This window comes from Streptomyces sp. NPDC053755 (genome assembly GCF_040677675.1).
Classification (GTDB): Bacteria; Actinomycetota; Actinomycetes; order Streptomycetales; family Streptomycetaceae; genus Streptomyces.
This window is the reverse complement of record NZ_JBFASK010000023.1, coordinates 18,434-29,013: the sequence shown is the minus strand read 5'-3', so window position 1 is coordinate 29,013 and position 10,580 is coordinate 18,434. Positions and strand designations below refer to the sequence as shown.

Here is a 10,580-nt window from a genome sequence, read left to right as displayed (position 1 = left end):
GGGGCCGGCCCGCCCGGCCCCACGGCGCCACCGCACCGACCGGGGGGGAACCACCCATGTCCACGCCACGCGCGCAGCTCGCCGACGCCCGGCTGTACCTCTGCACGGACGCCCGCAGGCGCCAGGGCGACCTGCCCGCGTTCCTCGACGCCGTGCTCTCCTCCGGCGTGGACATCGTGCAGCTCCGCGACAAGGGCATGGAGGCCGGCGAGGAGCTGGAGCACCTCGCCGTCCTCGCCGACGCCTGCCGTCGCCACGGCACGCTGCTCGCCGTCAACGACCGGGCCGATGTCGCCCACGCCATCGGCTCCGACGTGCTGCACCTGGGCCAGGGCGACCTGCCCGTCCCAGCGGCGCGGGCCGTCCTGGGCGACGACGTGCTGATCGGCCGCTCCTGCCACGCCGAGTCCGAGGTGGACGACGCCGTCGCCGCCCCGGGCGTCGACTACTTCTGCACCGGACCCTGCTGGCCCACCCCCACCAAGCCCGGCCGGTACGCACCGGGCCTCGGGCTCGTGCGGTACGCCGCCTCCCTCGGTCAGGAGCGGCCCTGGTTCGCCATCGGCGGCATCGACGAGACCACCCTGGACGAGGTCCTGGACGCCGGGGCCCGCCGGATCGTCGTCGTCCGGGCGATCACCGAGGCCGACGACCCGGCCGCGGCCACGGCCCGCCTGGCCAAGCGGGTCCGCGAGCGGATCTCCGGATGACGTCCGTCTTTTGACGATGTCCATCTTTCGGACTCCGCTTCGCCGGCGGGGGTACCCCGTCTAACCTGCCGGTATGGCCCTTGGTACCGCTTCCACCCGCTCGGACCGCGCGCGCACGGTCCGCGACATCCTCGCGTCCGGTGCACGCTCGTACTCCTTCGAGTTCTTCGCGCCCAGGACCGAGAAGGGCGAGCGAAGCCTCTGGAACGCCCTGCGCAGAATCGAGGCGGTGGCGCCCAGCTTCGTCTCGGTGACCTACGGCGCCGGCGGATCCACCCGCGGCGGGACGGTCAAGGCCACGCAGAAGATCGCCGCCGACACGACCCTCACCCCGGTGGCGCACCTCACCGCCGTCGACCACTCGGTCGCCGAGCTGCGCAATGTCCTGGGGCAGTACGCCGACGCCGGTATCCGCAACATGCTCGCGCTGCGCGGGGACCCGCCGGGCGACCCCCTCGGGGAGTGGATCGAGCACCCGGAGGGCGTCCAGTACGCCGCCGACCTCGTCCGGCTGATCAAGGAGTCCGGCGACTTCTGCGTCGGCGTCGCCGCCTTCCCCGAGATGCATCCCCGCTCCAGCGACTGGGACACGGACATCCGGCACTTCGTGGACAAGTGCCGCGCCGGCGCCGACTACGCCATCACCCAGATGTTCTTCGATCCGGAGAACTACCTCCGGATGCGGGACAGCGTCCAGAAGGCCGGCTGCGAGACGCCGATCATCCCCGAAGTCATGCCCGTTGTGAACGTCAGGACCCTCGACCGGCTGCCCCAGCTGAGCAACGCGGCCTTCCCCGCCGACGTGAAAGAACGCATCCTCGCCGTCAAGGACGATCCGGCCGCTGTACGCTCCATTGGCATCGAGTTCGCGACGGAGTTCTGCGCGCGTCTGCTCTCCGAGGGTGTCCCCGGACTGCACTTCATCACGCTGAACAACTCCACCGCGACGCTGGAGATCTACGAGAATCTCGGACTGCACGTGCAGTCGTGACCGGCGTACCCGCCCCAGACCCGCGGCGGTGGCCGTAGGAGAGGGGCGGGCATGGGGTGGACGGTCCTCTACATCGCGTTCGGTGTCGTGGCGTTGTGGCTGCTGGGTGAGGTGCTCCTGCAGTACAAGGCGCGGCTGCGCTGGCGCGTCCTCGCGTTCTGCGGCTTCCTCGGCGTCGTCTTCGGCGTCCTGCTGCCGTCGGTCGCCGTGATCATCGCCGGCGCCGTCGCCTTCGCCGTCGGGCAGACCTATGTGACGCTCTCCTTCCGCCGCGGCTTCTCCACCGGCTGGGCCATCGGCGGCAGCCCCGGCGCGAGCCGCCGCCGCCGCTCCGCCGCACCGGCCGAGGCCGCCGGTCCGACGCTGGAGGTCACCGAGCTCGCCTACGAGCCGGTGGAGCCCGCGCCGTCCGCCGCCGAGGACTTCGCGGTGTACGAGCCCCAGCCGATGCCCGACGACACCGGCCAGTACGGCGTCTACGCCGGCGCGTACGACCAGGCGGAGCCCCGCTCCGAGGCGGGCCAGGCGTACGGCGGCGGAGGTTACGACCCCTACGCGCAGCAGTACGGACAGCAGCCCGCCTACGACCAGCCCGCGTACGACTACGGCTCCGGGCAGCAGCAGTACGCCGCCTACTCCGACCCGTACATCGGCCCGGGCATCGACGGCCAGCAGTACGCCTCGTACGACTACGCCACGCCCGGCCAGCAGCCCTACGCCGACCCCTACGCGTCCGCCTACACCTACGACACCCCGCCCGGCGGCGTCTGGGTCCCGCAGCAGCGGGACGGCGAACAGCCCCCGTACCAGCAGGGCCAGGAGAACCACGACTACGGCAACGACCAGCAGTACCGGTACTGAACCGGCCCGTCGGACCGGCGCCCCGCCGCCCGCCGGGAGGCGGGCAGGGCTCCGGGCGAGCGGCTTCCGCTTCGGCTACCGCGAGCCGCGGAAGCCGGCGCCCTCGACGATCAGGCCGGCGACGAGGGCGCCCGACATCCCGGCGTGCGGGAGCCCGCCGCCGGGGTGGGACCAGCCGCCGGCGAGGTGAAGCCCGGCCAGCGGGGAGCGGTTGGGGGCGGGCAGCCACTTTCCGGCGCCGCCGGCGAGCGCGGGCCCGGGGACCTCGGCGGTGCCCGTCTCCCGCAGGGTGTCCTCCGGGGTGCGGACCTCCCGCCACAGCAGGCGCCCGCGCAGGTCCGGGACTGCCGACTCGGCCTGGGCGACCGCGCGGTCGGCGACCGTCCGCCAGTCCCGCTCCCCCTCCGGGAGCAGGGGCACCGTCGCGGTGACCGTCACCGCCTCGTGCCCGTCGTCCGGCCGCAGCGCCGGGTCGCCGGGCCGCAGGACCGTCACCGTGGGCCGCTCGCCGGCCGCGTGGACGACGGTCCGGTGCACGGCGTCCGCCTCCCGGGCGCCGCGCAGGGCCAGACAGACCGTCACCCGGCCCGTACCGAGGACCTGATGGTGCGGCGCCAGGTCGTCCCGGCCGCCCCAGGCGACGACATGGTCACGCAGGAGCGCCGGCACGGGCGCGCCCGCGACCACCTGGTCCGCCTCGACGGCCTCGCCCGACGCCAGCCGGACACCCGTGGCACGGCCGTCCTCCTTCAGCACGTCGCGGACGGCCGCGTCGAAGACGAACTCCACCCTCCGCCGCAGGCACCGCGCGTACACGGCGTCCGCGAGCGCCCGGATGCCGCCCTTCACGTACCAGGTGCCGAAGGTCTGCTCCAGGTACGGCAGGACGGCGGCCGCCGCGGGGGCGGTGGCGGGATCGAAGCCGTACGCCGTCGCGTACGCGTCCAGGAGGGCGGCGAGCCGGGAGTCGCGCAGCTCCCGCGTGCCGATCCCGGCGAGCGTGGTCGTGGGGCGCCGCAGGAAGCCCGCCTTGAGCGCCGGGTAGGGTTCGCGGCCCAGCGCCGCGGGGTCGGCGGGCTGGGGCTCCTCCAGAAGGGGGCGCCGGGTGCGGTCCCACGCCTCGCGGGCCCGGACCATGAAGTCGCCCCAGCGTTCCCCCGCGCCGGCGCCGAGCGCCCCGTCCAGTGCGGCGACCGTGCCCGCGCGGGAGGCGTTGGGGAGATCGACCCGGGTCCCGTCGGCGAAGACCTGACGGCTCGCCGGGTCGACCTGGACCAGGTCGACGCACTCCTCCAGCGGCTCCTTGCCGGTCTTGACGAACAGATCGCGGTAGACGGCGGGCAGATGGAGCAGCCCCGGCCCCGTGTCGAAGGCGAACCCGTCGCGTTCGAACCGGCGCACCGCGCCGCCGTAGGTCTCCGTGCGTTCGTACACCGTCACCCGGTGGCCCGCCACGGCCAGCCGGGCGGCCGCCGCCATGGCGCCCATGCCGGCGCCGATCACCACAATCCGTGCCATGTCAGCGACCCTATCCGCCGGGGTGGCGGACCCTGTCGGCAGCCTCGGAGGCCGCCGGCCGCTTCTCCTCCCGGCGCTGGGCCCGGCGGCGCAGGAAGCGGCGGATGCGGTGGGCGAGGAAGCCCAGCGCCACGAGGCCGAGCACGAGCAGGCCGGCGGCGAGGGCGGCCGCGATCTCCGGGTGGAACATGGCGAAGGTGACGATCCCGGCGACGCCGAGGTCCTCGGCGAGGCTCGCCATGACGTTGGAGAACGGTTCCGGCGAGGTGTTGATCGCCATCCGCGTCCCGGCCTTGACCAGATGGCTCAGCAGTGCGGTGGTGCCGCCCACCGCGCCGGCGGCCAGTTCCGGCAGCGAACCGGACTGCCCGGCGAGCAGCGCGCCGACCACGGCGCCCGCGATCGGGCGGATCACCGTGTGGACGGCGTCCCAGGCCGAGTCGAGGTAAGGGACCTTGTCCGCCACCGCTTCGCAGAGGAACAGCACCCCGGCGGCGATCAGGACGTCGGTGCGCTGCAGCGACTCGGGCACCTCGTCGGTGAGGCCGGTCGCGCCGAAGAGGCCGAGCAGCAGGACCACCGCGTACGCGTTGATCCCGCTCGCCCAGCCACTGGTGAAGACCAGGGGGAGTACGGACACGGACGCGATCGTAGCCAGCGGCCGCCCCCCGCGCGTGAGGTCGGGAACGCAGGGGTGAGTACGGGTACTCAGACGTCCGGATGAGTAGCTGCGCGGATGGGCGGTGACCTGCGAGGACGGCAGAGTGGTGAGCACGGGAGGGGCGCGGCTCCGCAACCGCGGACACGGGGCTGCGGATGGGGGCCGCGCACCTGCCGCAACGGGGGGCACGGGGGTGCACGGGGAAGGGGGAGGAGCGCCGGTCCGGCGAGGCTCGGGGGGATCGAGCCTCGCCGGACCGGCGTCTTCGCGTTCGAGCGCGGCCGGCCCCGGGCGAGTGGCGCGCCGGGGGATCACGTACGGCCGTCTGTGCCCGGCTCTCGGCGCCCGGAGGTGAACCGGGCCCGGGGGCTACCGGCCGCTCACCCGCCCGTGCAGCAGCCGGGAGAGCGCGCTGTGGACGTCGTCGATCGAGCGCTCCCGCTGGAACGCCTGCCAGTCGAGCGCGGCGACCAGGACCATGCCGACCAGCGCCGCCGCCGTGAGCGGGATGTCGATCTCCTCGCTCAGCTCCCCCGCCTCGACGCCTTCGCGGAGCACGCCCTCCACCACGGCGACCGCCTGTTGCCGGACCACCAGGAGGGTCTCGTTCCAGGCCCGGTTCGTGCGCCAGAGCTCGGCTACGTACAGCTGGGTGAAGGCCGGATAGCGGTCGATGAAGACCAGACCGGCCCGGATCATCGCGTCCAGCGCGTCGACCCGGCTGCCGCCCCGCCGTGCCGTCTCCTCCGCGGCGTCACGGAGCGAGGCGGTGAGCAGGCCCACGCCGTGCCGCAGCAGCTCCTCGAAGAGTTCGGTCTTGCTCTTGAAGTTGTAGTACACCGTGCCCTTGGCGACGCCCGCGCGCTCGGCGATCTCGTCCACCGTCGTCGCCGAGAAGCCCTGTTCGGCGATGAGGGTGACGGCGGCCTCGTAGAGCTTCGCGCGCGTGGCCCGGCGTCTGGTGCTGCTGCTGTCCATGGGCTCGATTCTCACAGGTGTGGCAGGTCTCGGGGTCCCGGTACCGGTCCGTCGCCGGACAGTCCGTCACCGGGACCGTTCCTCACAGGGACAGTTCGGGGTGGAGCCGGTCCAGCGTCCACACCTGCTTGCTCCGGGCGGAGAGGGCGGTCAGCGCCAGGGCGCCCACCGTGAAGGCGCTCAGCACCACGACCGCCTGCCACACCGGGCCGGTCCCGCCGCCCGTGATCAGTCGCCGCAGGGCCTCGACCACGTAGCTCATCGGCAGGAAGGGGTGGATGGCGTTGAAGAAGCCCGGACTGGTCTGCACGGGGTACGTACCGCCCGCCGAGGTCAGCTGCAGCATCAGCACGGCGAGGACGAGGATCCGTCCCGCCGCGCCGAAGCGGGCGTTCAGCCACTGGATGATCGCGGCGAAGCAGCAGGTCACCAGGGCCAGGAAACCGACCGTGCCGGCCGCCGTGGCCATCTTCAGACCGAGGCCCCAGTGCAGCACCGACATCAGGGCGGCGACCTGGAGCAGCCCGATCGCCGCGACGGGGAGCCACCCGGCCAGCGCGATCCGCCAGGCCGAGGCCCCGGCGGCCAGGGCGCGCCGGTTGAGCGGCTGGATCAGCATGTACGCCACCATCGCGCCGACCCAGAGGGAGAGCGGGATGAAGTACGGGGCGAAGCCGGTGCCGTAGTTGGGCGCCTTGTGCAGCGACTGGGAGGCGAGCTCGACGGGGTCGGCCATGACCTCCGTACGGCGGTCGCGGTCCTGCTTGTCGTAGTCCGGGATTCTGGCGACCCCGTCCTTGAGCCCGCCGGCCAGCTCACCCGAGCCGTCGACCAGCTTGAACAGGCCGCCGTCGAGGTCGCCCGCGCCCTTCTTGAGCTTGCCGACACCGGTGTCGAGGTTCTTGGAGCCGGTCTTGGCGGTGGTGAGGCCGGTGTGCAGCTCGTCGGCTCCCTTGGCGACCTTCTGTGCCCCGGTGTTGAGCTTGTTGATCTTGGCGACGGCGCCGTCGAGGTCCTCCTCGAGGGTCGGCGCGGCCTTGGCGAGGTCCTCGGCCTGCTTCTGCAGGGTGGCGAGCCGGCCGTCGAGCTTCTTCAGGTCACCCGTGCTGTCCTTGGTCAGCTCGTGCAGGTCGTCGGCGATCTTCGCCACGTCGTCGGCCGCGACCTTGGCCTCCTTGAGGGCCGGGCACGCCTTCGGGTCCGGGAGCGGCTTGTCCACGCACTGCTCGCGGTGGACCTTCTCGAGCGTGTCGTCGGCGAGGTGGGCGGCGCTGCGGGCGATCGGGGCGCGCCTGACCAGGTCGTCGAGGTCGTGGCGCACGGCCGCGGTGGAGTCGGCCACCAGGCGGGCGGTGTCACCGATCGCCTTGCCGTTGTTCTTCAGGTAGGGGCGGACCTGCGCGGCCTTGCCGTTGACCTTGTCGGCGAGGGCCTTGGTGCCGTCGGCGACCTGCCGGGAGCCGGTCTCCAGGTCGGCGGCGCCCTTGTCCAGCTTCCTGAGACCGGAGGCCAGGTCGCCGCTTCCCTCCTTCGCGGTCTTCAGCCCGTCGGCCAGGCTCTTGGAGCCCTTCTTGGCCTTGTCCGCGCCCGCCTTGAGCTGTCCGGCGCCCCGCGCGGCCTTCTCGGTCGCGTCGTGGATGTCGGAGAAGGAGATGAAGATCCGGTCGAGGAAGGAGCGCGAGGACTTGGTGGAGGCCGCGGTGCGGACCTCGGAGAACACCGTCCGGGAGATCTGCCCGACGATGTAGTTGTTGGCGTCGTTCGTACGGACCCTCAGCGCGCCGGTCTCCGGGGCGTCGCCGGAGCTGGACGCGATCCGGGTGCTGAAGTCGGCGGGCATGGTGAGCGAGAGGTAGTACGTGCCGTCCTCCACGCCCTCGCGGGCCTCGGCGTCGCTCACCTCGTGCCACTCGAATACCTTGCTCTCGCGCAGCCCCTTGGTGATGTCGTCGCCCGCGTGGACCTTCGTGCCGCCGGTCGTGGCGCCCCGGTCCTCGTTGACGAGCGCGACGGGTATCCGGTCGAGCCTGCTGTAGGGATCCCAGAAGGACCAGAGGTACAGCGCGCCGTAGAGCAGCGGCAGCAGCAGGATCGCGACGAGCGCGGCCCGCGGCAGCTTGCCCCTGCCGAAGCGCTTCAGCTCAAGCGCGGCCAGTTTCGGCGAGCGCATCGGCCGCCCCCTCCTCGATGGTGTCGGCGTCGCCGTCGCCCGCCTCGGCGGTGTCCTCGGCGGCGTTCTTCCCGGCGGTCTTCCTCTTTGCGGCGTTCTTCCCGGCGGCGGCCGCGTCCGGGTCACCGGGCGCGTCGCCACCGCGGTCCTCGGTGCCGGTCTCCTCGGTGCCGGGCTTCTGGGCGGTGTCCTGTGCGGGCGCCTCGCCCGTCCGCTCCTCGGCGGTGTCCTGAGCGGTCCCGGCGTCGCTCTCGTCGGCTGCGTCAGGGACGGCAGCGTCGGTGGCGTCGCCGCCCGTGGTGCCGGTCGTGCGGGACGCCGTGGTGACCCTCAGGGCGCCCTCGGGGGCCTCGCTGCACACGGCGAGGACGGTCGTGCCGGCGTCGGCGATCGAGCGCAGCAGCGACCAGCCCGCGGCCCGGTCGGTGTCCGAGAGCTTGAGGTCGGTGTCGTCCAGGGCGAGCAGCCGGGGCCTGCCGATCAGGGCCAGGGCGACGGAGAGGCGCAGGGCCTCCAGGCGCTCCAGATCCCGTACGGAGGTCCTCCCCGCCTTCGGGAGGGTGGCCGGGTCGAGCCCGGCGGCCTTCAGCGCCTCCTGGATCCGGGTCCGCGCGTCGGCGGCCCGCTCCCCGGGCGGGCGCAGCAGGGACCGGAGGGAACCGTCGAAGCGGCGCTGGAGCAGCGCCCGCTCGCGCAGGTGCTCGTCGACGGTGAACGCCGGGTCGAGGTCGCTGACGCCCGGGACCGGGCCGAGCGCGCTGATCCGGCGCACGGCCCCCATGTGCCGGGGGAGCCGGTGCCCGGCGACCTCGGCGTGGCCCTCGTGGGGTTTCATCCGGCCGGTGAGGGCGAGCAGGAGACAGGTGCGGCCCGAACCGGACGGGCCCTCGATCGCGACGAGGGCCCCCGGGTCCGCCCGGAAGCCGACCTCGCGGAAGGCCCAGCCGCGTGGCCCCTTCAGTCCGAATCCGTCCGCGACGACGGCGGCGCCCTGTGGCTCCTCCGCATGCGCTGCCACGGATCCACCCCCTTCTGATTTTGCACTGACCGGTCAGTGCAAAAACTTACCGCCGAACGGAGGTTGAGGCAAAAGCCCAGGTCAGCCGGATTGTCAGTGGCGCCCTGCACGATGGACACATACGGCCACAGCGCCGTCACACGACGACAGGAGGCTCGTCATGGCCAGCTCCTCCGCAGCAGCCGCGCCCCGGCGCCGTCCCGGGGGCACCTCCCACGCCGAAGGCCGTGGGGGAGGCCGCCCCGCCCCCGCACTGGTCGGACCGCCCACCGACATCCACCCCGTCCTGCGCCGCGCCACCGCCCCGCCCGCCGCCCTCGACCTGCTCGCCAAGGCGCACGCCGGGCTCGACGAGGCGACCGCGTCCGCCGAGCCCAACGAGCGGTACGCCACCGCCCACCTCGCCGCCCTGCGCACGGCCGCGGCCGTGCTCGCCGCCCGGGGCAGGCCCGAGGCAGACCCGCGCGGGCGCCGGCGCATACGCAGCACCTGGGAGGTGCTCCCGGAGATCGCGCCCGAGCTGACCGAGTGGAGCGCCCTGTTCGCCTCCGGAGCCGAGCGGCGGGCGCGGGCCGAGGCGGGGATCGCGGGCGCCGCGAGCCGGCGGGAAGCCGACGACCTGATCAGGGACGCCGCCATGTTCCTGCGGCTGGTCGAGCGGCTCCTCGCGCTCCAGCCGGTACTGCCCCGCCAGCCCCGGGCCGACGGGGCCGCGCGGTGATCGGGAGTTCGCGCGCGAGGCCATAGGGTGGGGAGCGTTCGTACCCGTCACCGAGGAGTCAGCAGCCGTGTCGGACCCTTCCCCTGTCTTCGGTCGAGAGACGTCGTCGCGACCCTCGCGCGCCTCCCTTCGTACCGCCGTCGTCTGGGACGTCCTCAAGGACGCCCTCGACCGCCGGGCCAAGGCCGGCGGGAAGGACTGTCTGGACGTCCTCGACACAGGCGGCGGCTCCGGGAACTTCGCCGTCCCGGTGGCCCGTCTGGGCCACCGGGTCACCGTCGTCGACCCGAGCCCGAACGCCCTCTTCGCCCTGGAGCGGCGCGTCGCCGAGGCCGGTGTCGCCGACCTCGTCGAAGGCGTCCAGGGCGACATCCGCGGCCTGTTCGACGTCGTGGCCCCCGAGAACTACGACGTGGTGCTGTGCCACGGCGTCCTGGAGTACGTCGACGACCCGGCCGAGGGCGTGCGGAACGCGGTCGCCGCACTGCGCCCCGGCGGCGCGCTGAGCCTGCTCGCCGCGGGTGTCGGCGGCGCCGTCCTCGCCCGGGCCCTCGCCGGCCACTTCACCGAGGCCCGCAACGCCCTGAGCGACCCCGAAGGGCGCTGGGGCGACGGCGACCCGGTGCCCCGCCGCTTCACCGCGGACCAGCTCACCGCACTGGCGGCCGGGGCCGGTCTGGACGTCGGCGCCGTGCACGGCGTCCGGGTCTTCGCCGACCTGGTCCCGGGCGTCCTGGTGGACACCGAACCGGGCGCCGCGGAGGCTCTGCTCAAGCTGGAGGCGGCCGCCGCGGAGCTGCCGTCCTTCCACGCCATCGCCACCCAGCTGCACGTCCTGGGCGACAAGCGAGCCTGACACCCGGCCGGCGGTGCGCGCCCTCTCCGGGCCCGGAAGGGCGCGCAACCGGCTGATCAGCGACGCAGCCGCACATGGAGTACGCCACAGACCCTC

At 73.6% G+C, this 10,580-nt stretch carries 10 protein-coding genes; 5 read left to right on the top strand and 5 right to left on the bottom strand.

What is annotated here, in order from left to right; genetic code table 11:
* The first annotated feature begins 56 nt into the window (after positions 1–56).
* The 3 genes from thiE to AB0K65_RS21795 all read left to right on the top strand — a co-directional run bounded on the left by thiE (position 57) and on the right by AB0K65_RS21795 (position 2,562).
* Positions 57–710: a thiamine phosphate synthase gene (gene thiE / locus AB0K65_RS21805; RefSeq protein WP_365718929.1), complete on the top strand. Its 654-nt coding sequence runs from the start codon at positions 57–59 to the stop codon at positions 708–710.
* A gap of 73 nt (positions 711–783) precedes the next feature.
* Positions 784–1,701 (top strand): methylenetetrahydrofolate reductase [NAD(P)H], encoded by a 918-nt coding sequence (gene metF, locus AB0K65_RS21800; protein WP_365718927.1) that lies wholly within the window; start codon positions 784–786, stop codon positions 1,699–1,701.
* Positions 1,702–1,752: 51 nt separating this feature from the next.
* Positions 1,753–2,562, top strand: a complete 810-nt coding sequence (locus AB0K65_RS21795; RefSeq protein ID WP_365718925.1) for a hypothetical protein — start codon at positions 1,753–1,755, stop codon at positions 2,560–2,562.
* A 75-nt stretch (positions 2,563–2,637) separates the two neighbouring features.
* On the opposite strand, the gene AB0K65_RS21790 is transcribed toward AB0K65_RS21795, so the two are convergent.
* The 5 genes from AB0K65_RS21790 to AB0K65_RS21770 all read right to left on the bottom strand — a co-directional run bounded on the left by AB0K65_RS21790 (position 2,638) and on the right by AB0K65_RS21770 (position 8,907).
* Positions 2,638–4,080: an NAD(P)/FAD-dependent oxidoreductase gene (locus AB0K65_RS21790; RefSeq protein WP_365718923.1), complete on the bottom strand. Its 1,443-nt coding sequence runs from the start codon at positions 4,078–4,080 to the stop codon at positions 2,638–2,640.
* A 10-nt stretch (positions 4,081–4,090) separates the two neighbouring features.
* Positions 4,091–4,720 (bottom strand): DUF4126 domain-containing protein, encoded by a 630-nt coding sequence (locus tag AB0K65_RS21785; protein WP_365718922.1) that lies wholly within the window; start codon positions 4,718–4,720, stop codon positions 4,091–4,093.
* Between the two features lie 390 nt (positions 4,721–5,110).
* The gene (locus tag AB0K65_RS21780; RefSeq protein ID WP_365718920.1) at positions 5,111–5,719 is read right to left on the bottom strand and encodes a helix-turn-helix domain-containing protein; all 609 of its coding nucleotides are present in this window, start codon (positions 5,717–5,719) and stop codon (positions 5,111–5,113) included.
* An 82-nt stretch (positions 5,720–5,801) separates the two neighbouring features.
* Positions 5,802–7,889: a YhgE/Pip domain-containing protein gene (locus AB0K65_RS21775; protein ID WP_365718918.1), complete on the bottom strand. Its 2,088-nt coding sequence runs from the start codon at positions 7,887–7,889 to the stop codon at positions 5,802–5,804.
* Positions 7,861–8,907, bottom strand: a complete 1,047-nt coding sequence (locus tag AB0K65_RS21770; protein ID WP_365718916.1) for an ATP-binding cassette domain-containing protein — start codon at positions 8,905–8,907, stop codon at positions 7,861–7,863. The genes AB0K65_RS21775 and AB0K65_RS21770 overlap by 29 nt, the downstream gene beginning before the upstream one ends.
* A gap of 160 nt (positions 8,908–9,067) precedes the next feature.
* Here AB0K65_RS21770 and AB0K65_RS21765 point away from each other — a divergent pair, with 160 nt between their 5' ends.
* Both AB0K65_RS21765 and AB0K65_RS21760 read left to right on the top strand, forming a co-directional pair.
* Positions 9,068–9,628 carry an SAV_6107 family HEPN domain-containing protein gene (locus tag AB0K65_RS21765; RefSeq protein WP_365718914.1) on the top strand — a complete coding sequence of 187 codons (561 nt, stop codon included), beginning with the start codon at positions 9,068–9,070 and terminating at the stop codon, positions 9,626–9,628.
* 67 nt (positions 9,629–9,695) lie between these two features.
* On the top strand, positions 9,696–10,484 hold the full coding sequence (locus AB0K65_RS21760; RefSeq protein WP_365718913.1) for a methyltransferase: 789 nt from the start codon (positions 9,696–9,698) through the stop codon (positions 10,482–10,484).
* The last annotated feature ends 96 nt before the right edge of the window (positions 10,485–10,580 follow it).